This is a genomic window from Rhodococcus sp. AB351 (assembly GCF_049538275.1).
Lineage (GTDB): Bacteria > Actinomycetota > Actinomycetes > Mycobacteriales > Mycobacteriaceae > Rhodococcus.
The window spans coordinates 237387-254130 of the sequence record NZ_JBMVFW010000002.1; the positions used below are offsets into that span (position 1 = coordinate 237387).

A 16744-nucleotide genomic window follows, 5' to 3' on the forward strand; every position below is an offset into this window, starting at 1 on the left:
CATGTCAACACAGACGGGCGTAAAACAACATAAACCAACATTGTTTTCCCACAAATCGGGTACCCTCAGGAGTGTCGGTGTACGCAGAGGAACGGCAGCAGGCGATCGCAGCGCTGGTGGCGGCTCGTGGCCGCGTATCGGTCGCAGTGCTCGCCGACCGGTACGGCGTCACCACCGAGACGGTGCGCCGCGACCTCGCGCACCTCGAACGCCTGGGCCTCGTGCGGCGCGTCCACGGCGGCGCGATCCCGGCCGCCTCGCTCTCGGTGGCCGAGCCCGCCCTCTCCGAACGCGAGCACACCCGCGCCGAACACAAGGACCGCATCGCCGCGGCCGCGACGTCCTTCCTCCCGCCCACCGGCGGAAGCGTGCTCTTCGACGCCGGCACCACCACCGGCAGGATCGTCGGAGCGCTGCCGCCCGAGGTCGACCTCACCGTCGTCACCAACTCGGTGCCGATCGCCGCGCGCCTCGCCGCGATGAGCACCGTGCAGCTGCACCTGCTCGGCGGTCGTGTCCGCGGTGTCACGCAGGCCGCGGTGGGCGCCGAGGTCCTCGCCACCTTGTCGACGGTGCACGTCGACGTGGCGTTCATCGGCACCAATGCCCTCAGCATCGACCACGGCCTGTCCACCCCCGACGCCGACGAGGCCGCGGTCAAGCGCGCGATGGTGCGTACCGCCGACCGCGTCGTCGTGGTCGCCGACTCGTCGAAGGTCGGTCGGCGCAATCTGCTGAGCTTCGCGTCGCTCGAACCGATCGACGTCCTGGTGACCGACACCGACCTCGACGACACCGACCGTCGGCAACTCATCGAACACGGAATCGAGGTGGTGACGGCATGATCGTCACGCTCACGGCCAACCCCAGTCTCGATCGCACGGTCGGGCTGACGGGCCCTCTCGAGCGCGGGAGGGTGCATCGAACCGAGCGATCCACCGTCGATCCGGGCGGCAAGGGGATCAACGTCGCTCGTGTGCTGCACGCCGCGACGACCGAGGTCGTCGCCGTGCTCCCGGCCAACGCCGGCGATCCTCTGCTCGCCGCGCTCGACGACCAGGGCATCGCCCATCGGGCCGTGCCCACCTCCGGACCGACGCGCAACAACATCACCGTCGCCGAACCCGACGGCACCACCACCAAGCTCAACGAACCCGGAACCCCCTGCACCGGACGCACGCTGGGCGAGCTCCACGCCGTCCTGCTCGAATGCGCTCAGGGAGCGGCGTGGACCGTCCTGTCCGGTTCTCTTCCTCCCGGTGTGCCCGAATCGTGGTATGCCGATCTCGTAGGTGCACTGCGCGGCCTCGGATGCCGCATCGCGGTCGACACCTCCGAGCGGCCACTGCTCGCCCTCGCCGAGCGGTTCCCCGCGGCGGCCCCGGACGTGATCAAGCCGAATTCCGACGAACTGGCCCAGCTCACCGGCGCCGACGCCCACGAACTCGAATCCGGTGCCGCCGCGGGGGACGTCGGCGCCGTGGTCGACGCAGGACGCGTGCTGGTCGAACGCGGTGTCGGCGCGGTGCTCGCGACCCTCGGCGGTGCAGGCGCAGTGTTGGTCACCGCCACCGGCGCGTGGCGCGCCACCGCCGACGACGTCACGGTCCGCAGCACGGTCGGGGCGGGCGATTCGTCGCTCGCCGGATATCTGCTCGCCGAGCAGGCCGGTCACACACCCGACGAGTGCCTGCGCCTCGCCGTGGCGTACGGGACCGCGGCCGTCGCACTCCCCGGAACAGCCTTGCCCACACCCGATTCCGTCGATCCATCCCGAGTGCACGTCACCGACGTCCACCGCCGACCCCGACCGCTCCCCTCCCACTCCTAAGGAACGTCATGTCCGACACCACCTCCGGCTCCGCAGGCGGTTCCTCGATCATCGGCACGGAACTCGTCTCGCTCGATGCCGACCTGGGATCCGACAAGAACTCCGTCATCGTCGCGCTCGCCGAGCGTCTCGCAGCGAACGGTCGCGCGTCCGACGCCGACGCACTCACCGCGGCCGTTCTCGATCGGGAGGCCAAGTCCGCCACCGGTCTTCCCGGCGGGATCGCGATCCCGCACGCGCGCAGCGAAGCGGTGACCACCCCGTCGCTCGGTTTCGCCCGACTGTCCCCGAAGGCCGACTTCGGTGCGCCCGACGGACCCGCCGACCTCGTCTTCCTCATCGCCGCGCCCGAAGGGGCGGGGGGCGACCACATGAAGCTCCTCACCGCTCTCGCTCGTGCACTCGTGCGCCCCGACTTCGTCGCGTCGCTGCGCGCGGCCGCGTCCGCGGAGGAGGTCATCGCGCTGGTCGAGGACGTCCTCCCGCCCCGACCGGCGCCGTCGAGCAGCGCTCCTGCCGGCTCGGCCGCAGCGCCGGAACAGCCGGCACCGGCAGCCTCCGCGAAGCCGGCGGTCGCGCCTCCGCAGAGCGCCGAACAGCCCGGAGGCCGCACGATCGTCGCGGTCACCGCGTGCCCGACCGGCATCGCGCACACCTATATGGCCGCCGACGCGCTGGCCGCCGCCGGTGAACGCGCGGGCGTGACGGTCCGGGTGGAGACGCAGGGATCGAGCGGCAGCACTCCCCTGCCCGCCGAGGTGATCGCCGGTGCCGACGCCGTCATCTTCGCCACCGACGTGGGCGTCAAGGGCCGCGAACGGTTCGCCGGCAAGCCCGTGATCGCGTCGGGCGTCAAGCGCGCGATCAACGAACCGGACACGATGGTCGACGAGGCCCTGCGGGCCGCGACCGATCCGTCCGCACGCACCGTCGAGGGCACCTCCGGCGCCGCGGCGGGTGAGTCGGAGAGCGGCAGCGACCTCGGCTGGGGTACCCGGCTGCGGCAGATCCTGCTCACCGGCGTGAGCTACATGATCCCGTTCGTCGCGGCCGGTGGACTGCTCATTGCCCTCGGCTTCCTGCTCGCCGGTCCCGACATCACCGACTCGGCCGCCGACATCGTCCTCGACAACACGCTCACCAACCTCCCCGAAGGTGGGCTCGGCACCTATCTCGGTGCGGTGCTGTACCAGATCGGCTCGTTGGCGTTCTCGTTCCTCGTCCCGGCACTGGCCGGGTACATCGCCTTCGCGATCGCGGACCGTCCGGGTCTGGCTCCGGGCTTCACCGCCGGTGCGGTGGCCGTCTTCGTCGGCGCCGGTTTCATCGGCGGTCTGGTCGGTGGCATCATCGCCGGCTTCGCGGCCCTGTGGGTCGGACGCATCCCGCTGCCCACCTGGGCGCGCGGCCTGATGCCCGTGGTGATCATCCCGCTGCTCGCGAGTCTGATCGTCGGTGGGCTCATGTTCCTGCTGCTCGGTCGCCCGCTGGCCGCGATCACGACCGGTCTCACCGACTGGCTCAACGGTCTGTCCGGCGGTTCCGCGGTGCTGCTCGGCGCGATCCTCGGCCTGATGATGTGCTTCGACCTCGGCGGACCGGTCAACAAGGCCGCCTACGCCTTCGCGGTCGCGGGTCTCGACGTCGCCAACACCGGTTCGCTCGAGATCATGGCGGCGGTCATGGCCGCCGGCATGGTGCCGCCGCTCGCCATGGCACTGTCGTCGCTGGTGCGTCCGCGTCTCTACAGCACGGCCGAACGCGAGAACGGCAAGGCTGCATGGCTGCTCGGTGCGTCGTTCATCTCGGAGGGCGCCATCCCGTTCGCCGCGGCCGACCCGTTCCGGGTGATCCCGTCGATGATGCTCGGCGGCGCAGTGACCGGCGGAATCGTCATGGCGACGGGTGTCACGCTCACCGCTCCCCACGGCGGATTGTTCGTGCTGTTCGCGATGGACCGCGTCGTGTGGTTCCTGATCGCGCTGGCGGCGGGCACGGTGGTCGCCGCACTCGCGGTCAGTATCGCCAAGTCGATCACCCGTCCCGCCCGGGAAGCCGCCGACGAGACGAACCCCGAGCCCGTAGCGGCACACTCCTGATCACAGCCGCACGCTCGTGATCACAGCGACATCTTCCTGATCGACGCCCTGCACTTCCCCACCACGAAGGAGATTCACATGCCCAGCACCACGGTTGCCGTCGGTTCGTCCATCGGCCTCCACGCCCGTCCCGCAGGAATCATCGCCGAGGCCGTGGTCGCGGCCGGTGTCCCGGTGACCCTCGCGGTCGACGGCGGCGAGCCCGTCGACGCCGGTTCGGCCCTGATGATCATGACGCTCGGCGCGGAAAAGGGCACGCAGGTCACGATCTCGTGCGACGACGACGCGGTCCTCGCGCAGGTCGCGGAACTGGTCGCCGCAGACCTCGACGCCTGATCTCAGCCGCGGGCGCGGCGCCGGACGACGAGTCCGAGGACCCCGAGCGCGATGACCCCGGCTGCCACGCCCGCACCGACTACCGGCAGTGCCGCGGACGACATCTCGTCCGCGGCATCGTCGTCCGCGGGTGCGAAGAGATCGGTCGCACCGCGACGGATATGGATCGGTGGATTCTCCGTGCCTGCCGCGCCGCGCTCGGACGCGGTGACCAGGTCACCGTCGGCGGTGAAGGCGACGGCTTCGCCCTGCGGTTCGTCCGGGATCGGGACGCGGAAGCGCGGACCGGCGACCAGAGCGGACGCGAGATCGCCGTCGGGGACGTGGAACAGGTAGACGTCGGTGTAGGTGCGGACCGCCGCGACCGTCCCGTCGGCGCTGACCGCACCGCCGGTGACCATCGAGGAGGACGCACCGGGAACGGGACCGCCGGGGGTGTCCGACGGTCCGAGTGCCAGCGATCCGACCTTCTCGAGGGGGGCCGGTCCCGGGACGGGCAGGCCGTCGATCGTGAGTCCGCGTGCGGGCCGGTAGACATTGCTCGATCCGAACAGCGCCTTCGTCACGATGATCGGTTCGCCTGTCGCGGAGACGAGTACGGTCTCGGCGTCGCGGGGACCGTCGGGATAGGTCAGCCGGTGCAGATCTCCCTGCCCGGTGTCGGGGTCGAGGGAGATGAGCGCGATCGTCTCGCGGACGCGGGTGTTGTCGCCGAGATCGCCGAGCCACAACCGGCCGTCGGGACCCGCGGCGAGATCCTCGACGTCGTAGGGATCGACGGGCGACGGGATCCGTTGCAGAACCGCACAATCCCCGTCGAGTTCGACGATGCGTTCGTCCTCTCCGGCGTCGGGGGTCGCGAACAGCCGGTCGCCGATCGTCGCGAGGCCGGACAGTTCGGCGAGCGCGGGATCGTCGGGAGTGCACAGCATCTCGGTCGGCAGATCCGCGGCCGGGATCGCGGTGTCCTGCGCGCCGGCGTTCGGGGCCGGCACGAACGCCACGACGGCAGCGAGCAGCGCCGCCCGGCGCACGACCCGCATCAGGCCGCGAAGTCGACCAATGCCGACGCCAGCGCGGCCGGCACCTTCGCGTGCACCCGCGTGCCGTCCACCTCGTGCTCGGACGACAGGATCTGACCGTCCGAATGGATGCGCGCGAGCAGATCACCGCGGGTGTACGGCAGGAGCAGCTTCACCTCGACGTCGGGATCCTCGAGCAGACCCGCGAGCTGGGTCTGCAGCTCCTCGACGCCCTCGCCGGTGTGCGCGGAGACGAACACCGCGCCGGGGATCGCGCTGCGCAACTGCGTCAGGGTGACCGGGTCGGCGGCGTCGATCTTGTTGACGACGATCAGTTCGGGCGGCGGCGGTGCGTCCGATTCGCGGAGCACCTCGGTGACGACCTCGCGCACCGCCTTGATCTGCTCGGTGGGCATCGGGTCGGAGCCGTCGACGACGTGGAGCAGCACATCGGCGTCGGCGACCTCCTCGAGGGTCGACCGGAACGCCTCGACCAGCTGGGTCGGGAGGTGCCGGACGAAACCGACGGTGTCGGTGAGCACGTACTCGCGGCCGTCGGGCAGCGCCGACCGGCGGGTCGTCGGGTCGAGGGTCGCGAACAGTGCGTTCTGCACCAGGACACCGGAGCCGGTGAGCTTGTTGAGCAGGCTCGACTTACCGGCGTTGGTGTATCCCACGATCGCGACGGACGGGATCTTGTTGCGCAGACGCCGGGTGCGCTTGGTGTCGCGCGCGGCCTTCATCGCCTTGATCTCGCGACGGAGCTTGGCCATCCGCTCACGGATCCGGCGACGGTCGGTCTCGATCTTCGTCTCACCGGGACCGCGCAGGCCCACACCGCCGTTGCTGCCGGCACGGCCACCGGCCTGCCGCGACATCGATTCACCCCAGCCGCGCAGACGCGGGAGCATGTACTCCATCTGCGCGAGGGAGACCTGTGCCTTGCCCTCTCGCGAGGTGGCGTGCTGGGCGAAGATGTCGAGGATCAGCGCGGTCCGGTCGATGACCTTGACCTTGACGACCTTCTCCAGCGCGGTGAGCTGGGCGGGGGTGAGTTCGCCGTCGCAGATCACGGTGTCGGCGCCGGTGGACAGGACGATCTCCCGGAGTTCGTCGGCCTTGCCGGAGCCGATGTAGGTGGAGGCATCGGGCCGGTCGCGACGTTGGACCAGGCCTTCGAGGACCTCGGAGCCCGCGGTCTCGGCGAGCGCGGCCAACTCGGCCAGGCTCGCTTCCGCCTGGGCGGCCGTTCCGCCCGTCCAGACACCGACGAGCACGACACGCTCGAGTCGGAGCTGACGGTATTCGACCTCGGTGATGTCCTCGAGTTCGGTGGACAGACCGGCCACACGCCGCAACGCGCTACGGTCTTCGAGTTGCATCTCGCCGACGGACGGATCCTCGGCGGTCCAGCCTCCGGATGCGTCGTACGCGGTCGAAGTGCTGTCATCTGTGGTTGCGCGGCGCGTGCGCTGTGTGTTCGTCATACACCTCCATGGTGTCACGAAGCCCGAATCGGTGCATTCGAGTTTTTCCGCCGCATTCGCGCAGGGGCATACCCGAGTGCGCCTCAGCAGGGCCGATCGGTGCCGATCAGTTCGGCGCCGACCACCAGGTGTCGTCGAGTTCACCCACCGCGACCAGCACCGACGGTCCGCGTAGCCAGGCGTGACCGTCCTCGATCCGCACCTCGACCGAGCCGCCCGGGATCCGGACCCGCACCGCGCCCTCGGATGCGCCGTCGAAGCGCAGGGCCGCAGCGGCCGCGGCGACCGTGCCGGTTCCGCACGAGCGGGTCTCCCCCACGCCGCGTTCGTGGACGCGCATGTGGACCGTTCCGGCCGCGATGGGGGTCAGGAACTCGATGTTGACGCCGTGTGGGAAGAAGCCCGGGTCGAAGCCGGGCGAGGTGAGGTCGAGACCGGCCAGGCTCGTCTCGTTCAGGTGCGGGTCCACGCACGCGAGGTGCGGGTTGCCGACGTCGATGCCGATGCCCGGGTAGACCCGTCCGTCGATGGTCGCCGCCGACTCGCCGAGGGTGCGCACGGTCCCCATGTCCACGGTCACCTCGCCGAGGACAGGTCCGGTCTCGTGCACCGTGACGGGCTTGCCTCCGGCGCGGCTGCCGACGACGAACTCGCGGCGGTTCTCGAGCCCGTGCGCGGTGAGATAGTGCGCGAACACCCGCACACCGTTGCCGCACATCTCGGCGATGGATCCGTCGCCGTTGCGGTAGTCCATGAACCAGTCGTCCGCCCCGGTGCCCTCGGGCAGTTCTCCGAGCACGCCGGCCGACACCAGCGCACCGGCACGGGCGACGCGGAGCACACCGTCGGCACCGAGCCCGCGACGCCGGTCGCACAGGGCGGCGATCCGGCCTGCGTCGAGGTCCAGGCGCGCGTCGGGATCGGGAAGGATCACGAAGTCGTTCTCGGTTCCGTGCCCTTTGCTGAACTCCATGCGCGCTACCTTATCGGGCTGGTGAGGCCGGTGATGTGCGTGCGTCCCGGACGGCCCGCAGGGCAGCGTCGAGCAGGTGGGGGTCGGCGCCGTCGAGCCAGTGGATGCGCGGGTCGCGGCGGAACCACGAGCGTTGCCGTCGTACGTAGCGCCGGGTCCCGATGAACGTCCGCTCGCGCGCGTGATCGAGGTCGTACTCCCCGTCGACGTACGCGAGGACCTGCGCGTAACCGATCGCGCGACGGGCCGTGACACCCTCGCGCAGGCCGACTTCGAGGAGTCCGTGCACCTCGTCGACGAGGCCGCGTTCGAACATCAGGTCCGTGCGCCGCGCGATGCGGTCGTCCAGCTCGGCGGTGTCGCGGTCGACGCCCAGGATCACGGTGCCCCAACGGGGCTCACCGATCGTCGGTTGCGACGCCGCGAACGGTTGCCCGGTCAGTTCGACGACCTCGAGCGCGCGGACCATGCGGCGGCCGTCGGTGGGCAGGATCGTCGCCGCGGCGGCGGGATCGGCGCTCTGCAGTGCCCGGTGGACCGCTGCGAGTCCCTCGGTCTCGAGCACCGCCTCCCACTTGGCGCGGACCTGCGGATCCGTCGCCGGGAACTGCCATTCGTCGAGCAGTGCCTGCACGTACATCATCGATCCACCGACGACGATCGGGAGGCGACCGCGGCCGAGGATCGCCTCGACGTCGGCGATCGCGGCCTGCTGGTAGCGGGCGACCGTCGCGGTCTCGGTGACGTCGAGGACGTCGAGCTGATGGTGCGGGATGCCGCGACGCTCGTCCGCTGGCAGCTTGGCCGTCCCGATGTCCATGCCGCGGTACTGCTGCATCGCGTCGATGTTGACGATCTCGCCGCCGAGCACCTCGGCGAGGTCCAGTCCGAGATCGGACTTGCCCGTGGCCGTGGGACCCACGACCGCGATCGGGACGAGCGTGTCGGCGGGACCGGTGTTTTCTGCGCTCACGGTGTCCAGATCCCCACGTGGTAGCCCACGCCGTAGGGCGCGGCGGAGTAGGTGACGGACGCCGAGCGCGGGCGCTCGCCGAGGGCGGCCGCCAGGACGTGCCAGGCGGCGCGTCCGGTCAGCTTGATGTCCGAACACAGGTCGGGGTCGAGCGCCGCGAGCGCCTCCGGGTCGCCGGCGGCGAGCGCCGCCGCCAGGACGGCCTCGACGTCCTCGGCGCGAGGATCGTAGGCGCCGGGCGCCTTGGCCGTGAGGGTGGTCGCTCCGTCCGCGACGACGAGCAGTGCGCGCGGCAGATCGTCGCGGTCGAGCGCCGTGCGCAGGTCGCGGCCGAGATCGGCGCAGTGCGCGGCGTCCGCGTCGACGGCCACCACGTGGGTCGTCACGCGGGTGCCGGGTGCCGTGCGGTCGCGGATCCAGCCGGCCACCAGAGCGGTCAATGCGAGCTCGGGATCGGGTTCGCCGGCGGCCTCGGGACCGAGCTGCACGGTGACGTCGACTCCGAACCCGAGGAAGGTCCCGCGCGCGGTGGAGGGAACGGTCTGTTCGGCCGACTCGGCGCCCACGACCACCCATTCCGCGGCATCGGACAGGCTGCGACCGACCTCGAGAACCGCCTCGCGCAGATCGTCGGTCTCGGACGCGGCGAGACCGGTCAGCTCGGGGACGAGCAGCGGTGGGGACGGCACGAACGCCGCGGCGGTCAACACATCGGCAACCGTAGTCCACCGGACCCGGCGCCCTGCATCGACACGACCTGTTTCAATAGTGGGCGGACACGATCGCGGAACCCCGGGATCGACCGGCGGTAGACCATGCGACCAGGCAGCCGTGCCGCGCGGCAGAGATGAGGTATCGATGAGCGACCCGAACGCACAGGACCGAACCGGCGAGTCGACGCAGGAGCGGACCCCGCGTCCCGGTCCCGCCACGCCCCGAGCCCATGCTGCGACGCCCGGCCCTGCGGGCCGAGAGAACGGCAGTTCCACCGCAGCACCCCCGAAGCCGCATCCTGTCGCGGCCCAGACGCACCCTCACGTCCCGGCGGTGCCCGCGAGCGATCCGAGTCGGTTCGGACGCGTCGACGAGGACGGCACCGCATGGGTCCGCACGAGCGAGGGCGAGCGGTGCATCGGATCGTGGCAGGCAGGCGACGCCGCCGAGGGCCTCGCGCACTTCGGACGCCGTTACGACGATCTCGCCACCGAGGTGGCGATCCTCGAGACCCGGTTGAACTCCGGCACCGCCGACGTGAAGAAGACCCGCGCGGCCGCCGAGGCACTGGCCGAGTCGCTGCCGACCGCCGCCGTCATCGGTGATCTCGATGCGCTCGCCACCCGGCTCGCCGCGATCATCGAGCACTCCGAGGAGGCCGCGGCTCTCGCCAAGCAGGAGAAGGAGCGTCGGCGCGCCGAGAGCACGGCCCGCAAGGAGGCCCTCGCGGCCGAGGCCGAGACGATCGCCGCCGAATCCACCCAGTGGAAGGCCGCCGGCGACCGGCTGCGCGAGATCCTCGAGGAGTGGAAGACCATCCGCGGGGTCGACCGGAAGGTCGACGACGTGTTGTGGCGTCGCTACTCGAAGGCACGCGAGGCGTTCAACCGGCGTCGCGGAGCCCACTTCGCCGAACTCGATCGTGAGCGCGCCGCGGCGAAGAGCCGCAAGGAGGAACTCGTCGCCCGGGCGGAGGAACTGCAGAACTCCACCGACTGGGGTGCCACCGCCGCGGCCTTCCGCGACCTGCTCGCCGAGTGGAAGGCGGCCGGACGCGCACCGAAGGACGCCGACGACCAGCTGTGGAAGCGGTTCAAGGGTGCCCAGGACGTCTTCTTCGCCGCGCGCAACGCCGCGAACGCCGAGCGCGACGCCGAGTTCGAGGAGAACGCCCGCGCGAAGGAGGCCCTGCTCGAGGCGGCCTCCTCGATCGACCCGGCGGCCGATCTGGAAGGTGCCCGGGCGCGCCTGCGCGAGTTGCAGGACCAGTGGGAGGCGATCGGCAAGGTGCCGCGCGACCGCATGCACGATCTCGAGGGTCGGCTGCGGGCCATCGAGAAGAAGGTGCGCGAGGCCGCGGATTCCGAGTGGCGCCGCACCGATCCCGAGGCACTCGCGCGCGCGGCCCAGTTCCGTGAGCGGGTGCGCCAGTTCGAGGAGCAGGCCGCCAAGGCGACCGCCGCGGGCCGGGCGAAGGAGGCCGAGAAGGCTCTCGCCCAGGCGGCGCAGTGGCGCGAGTGGGCCGACGCGGCCGAAGGCGCCGTCGGCGAGCGCTGACCCGCGACATCCGAAGACGACGATCCCCCTCTCCCGATCGGGAGAGGGGGATCGTCTTCGTTCGGGAGGCGTCAGGCCTCGGGGTCGTCGCGCATCAGGCGGGGCCGTTCGTGCTGGGCCGCGACCTTCCGCAACTCGGCCTCGGCCTCGAGCTGGGCCGAGGTCCGCGCCCACACCACACGGGCCCAGTGGAAGACGATGACCATGACGGCGAACCAGCCGATCACGAGACCGAATCCCGGTCCCGCGGCGGATGATTCGACGGGCAGCGTCTGACGCGACCAGATCGCGAGCATGCCGAAGACGATGGTCACGGCCGAGCCGGCGAGGGACACCCACGCCAGCGCCCACTTGCGGGTGACGAGCGCGAGGATCGAGCCCAGCCCGGCGAAGACCACCGCGAAGCCCACGAACAGCCGTGACGGGAGACCGATCTCCTCGGTGGTCGCGTCCGGGGCGAAGGACAGCACCTCCCAGCCGTTGGCGGATCCGGCGTGGGGCAGGCTGAAGGTCGCCAGCAGGATCAGGACTGCGATCGCGACGAACATCGCCCGGGCGCCCGGGTCGATGTCGCTCGCCACCTTTCGTTCGGCGGCTTCGAGCTCGGCGCGTACGTCACCCGTCGCGTGGTGATCGTGCGGCTTGTCGGTGGTCATGCGTTGCATCCCATCTGAGGCGGCAGCGGGTCCGGGACGCCGATGCTCGGCAGTCCGAGGCCGACACCGATCGGTGGTGTCTTGGGCAGCCGGCCCTGTTCGAAGTGGTCGCCCGCACGTGTGCGGCGGTGCGTGAGGATCGGGGTGTCGGCGACGAGGTGGTGCGGCGCGGCGTCGCTGACGACGATCGTGATGACGTCGCCGGGACGCACCGCGGTGTCGATCGCGCCCTCGGGACGGAAGTGGACGAGGCGGCCGTCGCGGGCACGCCCGCTCATCCGGGCGGTCTCGGCGTTCTTGCGGCCCTCCCCCGCTGCGACGAGCAGTTCGACCTCGGTGCCGACGAGCTTGCGGTTCTCCTCGAGGGTGATGCGTTCCTGCAGGGCGATCAGCCGGTCGTAGCGCTCCTGCACCACGGCCTTGGGGACCTGCCCCTCCATGTCGGCTGCGGGCGTGCCGGGACGCTTCGAGTACTGGAAGGTGAACGCGCTGGTGAAACGCGCCTTCTCGACGACCTCGAGGGTCTGCTGGAAGTCCTCCTCGGTCTCGCCGGGGAAGCCGACGATGATGTCGGTGGTGATCGCGGCGTGCGGCATCGCGGCACGGACCCGCTCGATGATGCCCAGGAAGCGTTCCTTGCGGTACGAGCGGCGCATGGCGCGCAGGATCCGGTCGCTGCCGGACTGCAACGGCATGTGCAGTTGCGGGCACACGTTGGGGGTCTGCGCCATCGCGTCGATGACGTCGTCGGTGAACTCCGCCGGGTGCGGGGACGTGAAGCGCACCCGCTCGAGGCCTTCGATGTCGCCGCACGCGCGCAGCAGCGACGCGAAGGCACCCCGGTCGCGGGGCTGATCCGGGTCGGCGAAGGACCGGCCGTAGGAGTTGACGTTCTGGCCGAGCAGTGTCACCTCGAGCACACCCTCGTCGACGAGCGCCTGCACCTCGGCGAGGATGTCGCCGGGGCGCCGGTCGACCTCCTTGCCTCGCAGCGACGGGACGATGCAGAAGGTGCACGTGTTGTTGCAGCCGACGGAGATCGACACCCATCCGGCGTACGACGACTCGCGCTTGGCGGGCAGCGTCGACGGGAACGCCTCGAGAGCGTCGAGGATCTCGACCTCGGCGCGGCGGTTGTGCCGCGCACGCTCGAGCAGGGCGGGGAGATTGCCGATGTTGTGCGTGCCGAAGACCACGTCGACCCAGGGCGCCTTCTCGACGACGGTGTCGCGGTCCTTCTGGGCGAGGCAGCCTCCGACGGCGATCTGCATGTCGGGGTTGTCGTCCTTGACCGGACGCAGATGACTCAGATTGCCGTACAGCTTGTTGTCGGCGTTCTCCCGCACCGCGCAGGTGTTGAAGACCACCAGATCGGGTGACGCACCGGGCGCGGCCTTGGTGAAGCCGGCGTCCTCCAACAACCCCGACAGACGCTCGGAGTCGTGTACGTTCATCTGGCATCCGTAGGTGCGGACCTCGTAGGTCCGGGCACCGGTACGGGGGGCTTCTTCGTCGATCAGTGACACGTCTCAGGGTATCTCACCTCGGTCGGTCCTCTTTCCTCGCGCCGACCGCGCGGGCCCCGTGGAGGTATCCGTTACTGCTCGTGCAGTAAAAATCCCGTGACGCGTGTGTCGAAGGTGTCCCGAAATGCGAAGTCTCGGGCGTCGGACGGCATAGGGTCTGCAGATATGACATCAGCGGCAGCCGGAACGGATCGTCCGTCCGAGAAGTCGGACACCAGCTCGTCCATGATCTCCATGAACGGGGTGAACAAGCATTTCGGATCCCTGCACGTACTGCAGGACATCAACCTCGAGATCCCGCGAGGACAGGTCGTCATCGTCGTCGGCCCGTCGGGTTCGGGTAAATCGACCCTCTGCCGCACCATCAACCGGCTCGAACCGATCGACTCGGGAGAGATCCACGTGGACGGCACCCTGCTGCCGGAGGAGGGCAAGGCACTCGCCCGCCTGCGTTCGGACGTCGGCATGGTGTTCCAGTCGTTCAACCTCTTCGCCCACAAGACGATCCTCGAGAACGTCATGCTCGGCCCCATCAAGGTGCGCAAGATCAAGAAGGAGAAGGCCCGCGAGTCGGCGATGCAGCTGCTCGACCGGGTCGGCATCGCCAACCAGGCCGACAAGTACCCGGCACAACTGTCGGGCGGCCAGCAGCAACGCGTCGCCATCGCACGCGCGCTCGCGATGAACCCCAAGGTCATGCTGTTCGACGAGCCCACCTCCGCCCTCGACCCCGAGATGGTCCAGGAGGTCCTCGACGTGATGACCTCCCTCGCGAAGGAGGGCATGACGATGGTCGTGGTCACCCACGAGATGGGATTCGCCCGCAAGGCCGGCGACCGCGTGCTGTTCATGGCCGACGGTCGCATCGTCGAGGACACCGATCCCGAGACCTTCTTCACCGCACCGAAATCCGATCGCGCCAAGGACTTCCTCGGCAAGATCCTCAGTCACTGAACCTTTCCCCGCATCCGACGGGCCACCCGGTCCGTCGGACGTAGTTCCGAACCGCACCGGAGGTATTCGATGAAATTGTCCCGCTCCATCCGCCTGGGCATCGGCGCCGTCGCCGTGGCAGTGGTCGCCACGGCGTGCGGTGGCGACGAGACGCGCAGTGTCTCGCAGTCCGCGGAGAACGGCACCCTGACGGTCGGTATCAAGTTCGACCAGCCGGGCCTGGGCCTGCGCAACCCGGACGGTTCATTCAGCGGGTTCGACGTCGAGGTCGCCGAGTACGTCGCCGACCAGCTCGGTGTCCCGCCGGAGAACATCACCTTCAAGGAGGCTCCTTCGGCCCAGCGCGAGACGCTCATCCAGAACGGTGAGGTCGACTACGTCGTCGCGACCTACTCGATCACCGATGCCCGCAAGGAGAAGGTGGACTTCGCAGGTCCGTACTTCATCGCCGGACAGTCGCTCCTCGTGCGCGCCGACGAGACCGAGATCACCGGACCCGAGACGCTCAGCGGCGGCAAGCGCCTGTGCTCGGTGGCGGGTTCGACCCCGGCCCAGAACGTGAAGGACAACTATGCGCAGGACGTCCAGCTCCAGGAGTTCGACACCTACTCGCTGTGTGTCGAGGCACTGCGCAACGGCGCGGTCGACGCCGTGACCACCGACGACATCATCCTCGCCGGTTACGCCGCGCAGAGCCCGGGCGACTTCAAGGTCGTCGGTGAGCCGTTCACCACCGAGCGTTACGGCATCGGTCTCGCCAAGGGCGACGACGAGTCGCGCAACGCGATCAACGACGCGATCGAGGAGATGATCGCCAGCGGTGCATGGGAGGCCGCGTTCCAGGAGACGGTCGGTGCCTCGGGCTACGAGCTCCCGGAGCAGCCCACCGTCGATCGCTACTGAGTGTCGATCGACACCGCGTACGGGTACCACCCGTCACGTCCGCCGGTGCGGCCGGTCCGTGATCCCACGGACCGGCCGGACCGTTCCGGACTCCCACCCGTCCCCTCGATCCCGGAGTGACCTGTGGATCTGTTGAGCAAGTACAGCAGCCAGCTACTCGACGCGTTCTGGACCACGATCCAGCTGACCGTCATCTCGGCGATCGGTGCACTGATCCTCGGAACGATCCTCGCCGCGATGCGCGTGTCCCCCATCCCCGTCGCGCGTGCCGTCGGCGCCGCCTACGTGACGATCTTCCGTAACACCCCGCTGACCCTGATCATCATCTTCTGCCTGTTCGGTCTGTCCCAGACGCTCGGCATCAAGCTGGCCTCCGAGTCGTCGCCGACCTTCCTGGTGGACAACAACTTCCGGCTCGCCGTGCTCGGCCTGAGCGTCTACACGGCGGCCTTCGTGTGCGAGTCGCTCCGCTCGGGCATCAACACGGTCTCGCTCGGCCAGTCGGAGGCCGGCCGCTCGCTGGGCCTGACCTTCAGCCAGAACCTGCGCCTGATCGTCCTCCCGCAGGCGTTCCGCGCGGTCATCGCCCCGCTCGGTTCGGTGCTCATCGCGTTGACCAAGAACTCGACGATCGCCTCCGTCATCGGCGTGTCCGAGGCCTCGCTGCTGATGAAGACGATGATCGAGAACGAAGCGGCCATCTTCGTCGTCGGTGGCATCTTCGCGCTCGGGTTCGTCATCCTCACCCTTCCCACCGGCCTGCTCTTCGGCCGGCTCAGCAAGCGATACGAGGTCGCCCGATGAGTGCACACGGAACCGTTCTCTACGACGCACCCGGGCCCCGCGCCAAGGCGCTCTACCGGATCCTGTCGGTGGTCGTGGTCGTGCTCCTCGTCCTCATCGGCTGGATCGTCTACCGCGCACTCGACGCCAACGGACAGCTGACGGCGGCCAAGTGGGAGCCGTTCGTCGAATCCTCCAGCTGGACCACCTATCTGCTGCCCGGCATCCGCGGCACGATCATCGCGGCCGTCGCGTCGATCGTGCTGGCACTCGTGCTCGGCACGGTCCTGGGCATCGCGCGTCTGTCCGACCACCGGTGGGTCCGCTGGATCGCCGGCGCGATCGTCGAGTTGTTCCGCGCCGTCCCGGTGCTGATCCTGATGATCTTCGCCTACCAGGTGTTCGCCGAGTACCGCGTCTTCAAGTCCGGATATCTCGCGCTCGCGGCCGTCATCACCGGTCTGACCCTGTACAACGGCTCGGTCATCGCCGAGATCGTGCGCGCGGGCATCAGGTCGCTTCCGCGCGGTCAGAGCGAGGCCGCCTTCGCGATCGGCATGCGGAAGAACCAGCTCATGCGGCTGATCCTGCTGCCGCAGGCCGTGACGGTCATGCTCCCGGCGATCGTGTCGCAGATGGTGATCGCCCTCAAGGACTCGGCACTCGGCTACCTCATCGGCTACGTCGAAGTGGTGCGTTCCGGTCAGCAGCTCGGCGCGTTCTTCCAGAACTACCTGCCGTCGCTGCTGGTGGTCGCGGCGATCATGATCATCCTCAACAGTGCGCTGACGCAGTTCGCGGTCTGGCTCGAGAAGCGCCTGCGATCCGGGAAGCGCAAGAAGGGTGCCGTGCCGGCCGAGAATCCGGAGACCGTTCCGACGATGTCGGTGCCGGGCCTGGATCTGAGCGGCGAGGGCCGGAAGTAATGCT

General features: G+C 69.6%; 16 protein-coding genes. 9 read left to right on the forward strand and 7 right to left on the reverse strand.

Annotated elements, in window-relative coordinates; all coding sequences use genetic code 11:
* Window positions 1-77 precede the first annotated feature (77 nt).
* From ACPCXD_RS07140 to ACPCXD_RS07155, 4 genes are all read left to right on the forward strand, one after another.
* Complete coding sequence (locus ACPCXD_RS07140) at window positions 78-845, forward strand: DeoR/GlpR family DNA-binding transcription regulator (protein ID WP_145691770.1); 768 nt, start codon at window positions 78-80, stop codon at window positions 843-845.
* Entirely contained in the window at window positions 842-1831 is a 990-nt protein-coding gene (pfkB, locus tag ACPCXD_RS07145; RefSeq protein WP_145691771.1) for a 1-phosphofructokinase, read from the forward strand. Before ACPCXD_RS07140 ends, pfkB begins: the two co-directional genes overlap by 4 nt.
* 8 nt (window positions 1832-1839) lie before the next feature.
* The gene (locus tag ACPCXD_RS07150) at window positions 1840-3930 is read left to right on the forward strand and encodes a PTS fructose transporter subunit IIABC (protein WP_160875953.1); all 2091 of its coding nucleotides are present in this window, start codon (window positions 1840-1842) and stop codon (window positions 3928-3930) included.
* A 78-nt stretch (window positions 3931-4008) separates the two neighbouring features.
* Window positions 4009-4266, forward strand: a complete 258-nt coding sequence (locus tag ACPCXD_RS07155) for an HPr family phosphocarrier protein (protein WP_006551308.1) — start codon at window positions 4009-4011, stop codon at window positions 4264-4266.
* A gap of 2 nt (window positions 4267-4268) precedes the next feature.
* Here the strand turns inward: ACPCXD_RS07155 and ACPCXD_RS07160 are convergent, their stop codons facing one another.
* From ACPCXD_RS07160 to ACPCXD_RS07180, 5 genes are all read right to left on the reverse strand, one after another.
* A complete protein-coding gene (locus tag ACPCXD_RS07160) occupies window positions 4269-5309 on the reverse strand; it encodes a YjiK family protein (RefSeq protein ID WP_088898214.1) in 1041 nt (346 codons plus the stop codon).
* Entirely contained in the window at window positions 5309-6775 is a 1467-nt protein-coding gene (gene hflX, locus ACPCXD_RS07165) for a GTPase HflX (protein ID WP_229567960.1), read from the reverse strand. The genes ACPCXD_RS07160 and hflX overlap by 1 nt, the downstream gene beginning before the upstream one ends.
* A 106-nt stretch (window positions 6776-6881) precedes the next feature.
* Complete coding sequence (dapF, locus tag ACPCXD_RS07170; protein WP_088898215.1) at window positions 6882-7748, reverse strand: diaminopimelate epimerase; 867 nt, start codon at window positions 7746-7748, stop codon at window positions 6882-6884.
* 10 nt (window positions 7749-7758) lie between these two features.
* Window positions 7759-8721: a tRNA (adenosine(37)-N6)-dimethylallyltransferase MiaA gene (miaA, locus tag ACPCXD_RS07175; RefSeq protein ID WP_229567959.1), complete on the reverse strand. Its 963-nt coding sequence runs from the start codon at window positions 8719-8721 to the stop codon at window positions 7759-7761.
* Complete coding sequence (locus ACPCXD_RS07180) at window positions 8718-9431, reverse strand: class III extradiol dioxygenase subunit B-like domain-containing protein (RefSeq protein WP_229567958.1); 714 nt, start codon at window positions 9429-9431, stop codon at window positions 8718-8720. The genes miaA and ACPCXD_RS07180 overlap by 4 nt, the downstream gene beginning before the upstream one ends.
* Window positions 9432-9579: 148 nt before the next feature.
* Between ACPCXD_RS07180 and ACPCXD_RS07185 the strand changes: the two genes are divergently transcribed.
* On the forward strand, window positions 9580-10992 hold the full coding sequence (locus tag ACPCXD_RS07185; RefSeq protein WP_423659045.1) for a DUF349 domain-containing protein: 1413 nt from the start codon (window positions 9580-9582) through the stop codon (window positions 10990-10992).
* 71 nt (window positions 10993-11063) lie between these two features.
* Here the strand turns inward: ACPCXD_RS07185 and ACPCXD_RS07190 are convergent, their stop codons facing one another.
* Window positions 11064-11657, reverse strand: coding sequence for an Rv2732c family membrane protein (locus tag ACPCXD_RS07190; protein ID WP_016692697.1), 594 nt, complete (start codon window positions 11655-11657; stop codon window positions 11064-11066).
* Window positions 11645-13174, reverse strand: coding sequence for a tRNA (N6-isopentenyl adenosine(37)-C2)-methylthiotransferase MiaB (gene miaB / locus ACPCXD_RS07195; RefSeq protein ID WP_160875947.1), 1530 nt, complete (start codon window positions 13172-13174; stop codon window positions 11645-11647). The genes ACPCXD_RS07190 and miaB overlap by 13 nt, the downstream gene beginning before the upstream one ends.
* 225 nt (window positions 13175-13399) lie before the next feature.
* Here miaB and gluA point away from each other — a divergent pair, with 225 nt between their 5' ends.
* From gluA to ACPCXD_RS07215, 4 genes are all read left to right on the forward strand, one after another.
* Window positions 13400-14128, forward strand: coding sequence for a glutamate ABC transporter ATP-binding protein GluA (gene gluA / locus ACPCXD_RS07200; RefSeq protein WP_186455156.1), 729 nt, complete (start codon window positions 13400-13402; stop codon window positions 14126-14128).
* Between the two features lie 69 nt (window positions 14129-14197).
* Window positions 14198-15031, forward strand: coding sequence for a glutamate ABC transporter substrate-binding protein (locus ACPCXD_RS07205; protein ID WP_160875945.1), 834 nt, complete (start codon window positions 14198-14200; stop codon window positions 15029-15031).
* Between the two features lie 123 nt (window positions 15032-15154).
* Window positions 15155-15835, forward strand: a complete 681-nt coding sequence (locus ACPCXD_RS07210; protein ID WP_006551296.1) for an amino acid ABC transporter permease — start codon at window positions 15155-15157, stop codon at window positions 15833-15835.
* The gene (locus ACPCXD_RS07215) at window positions 15832-16740 is read left to right on the forward strand and encodes an amino acid ABC transporter permease (protein ID WP_016692691.1); all 909 of its coding nucleotides are present in this window, start codon (window positions 15832-15834) and stop codon (window positions 16738-16740) included. Before ACPCXD_RS07210 ends, ACPCXD_RS07215 begins: the two co-directional genes overlap by 4 nt.
* The last annotated feature ends 4 nt before the right edge of the window (window positions 16741-16744 follow it).

Bases quoted from the DNA above. Each gene is read 5' to 3' on its own strand.
- ACPCXD_RS07215 (WP_016692691.1), top strand. From the start codon at position 15,832: ATGAGTGCACACGGAACCGTTCTCTACGACGCACCCGGGCCCCGCGCC.
- ACPCXD_RS07150 (WP_160875953.1), top strand. From the start codon at position 1,840: ATGTCCGACACCACCTCCGGCTCCGCAGGCGGTTCCTCGATCATCGGC.
- pfkB (WP_145691771.1), top strand. From the start codon at position 842: ATGATCGTCACGCTCACGGCCAACCCCAGTCTCGATCGCACGGTCGGG.
- dapF (WP_088898215.1), bottom strand. From the start codon at position 7,748: ATGGAGTTCAGCAAAGGGCACGGAACCGAGAACGACTTCGTGATCCTT.
- ACPCXD_RS07205 (WP_160875945.1), top strand. From the start codon at position 14,198: ATGAAATTGTCCCGCTCCATCCGCCTGGGCATCGGCGCCGTCGCCGTG.
- ACPCXD_RS07185 (WP_423659045.1), top strand. From the start codon at position 9,580: ATGAGCGACCCGAACGCACAGGACCGAACCGGCGAGTCGACGCAGGAG.
- hflX (WP_229567960.1), bottom strand. From the start codon at position 6,775: ATGACGAACACACAGCGCACGCGCCGCGCAACCACAGATGACAGCACT.
- ACPCXD_RS07160 (WP_088898214.1), bottom strand. From the start codon at position 5,309: ATGCGGGTCGTGCGCCGGGCGGCGCTGCTCGCTGCCGTCGTGGCGTTC.
- ACPCXD_RS07155 (WP_006551308.1), top strand. From the start codon at position 4,009: ATGCCCAGCACCACGGTTGCCGTCGGTTCGTCCATCGGCCTCCACGCC.
- ACPCXD_RS07190 (WP_016692697.1), bottom strand. From the start codon at position 11,657: ATGCAACGCATGACCACCGACAAGCCGCACGATCACCACGCGACGGGT.
- gluA (WP_186455156.1), top strand. From the start codon at position 13,400: ATGATCTCCATGAACGGGGTGAACAAGCATTTCGGATCCCTGCACGTA.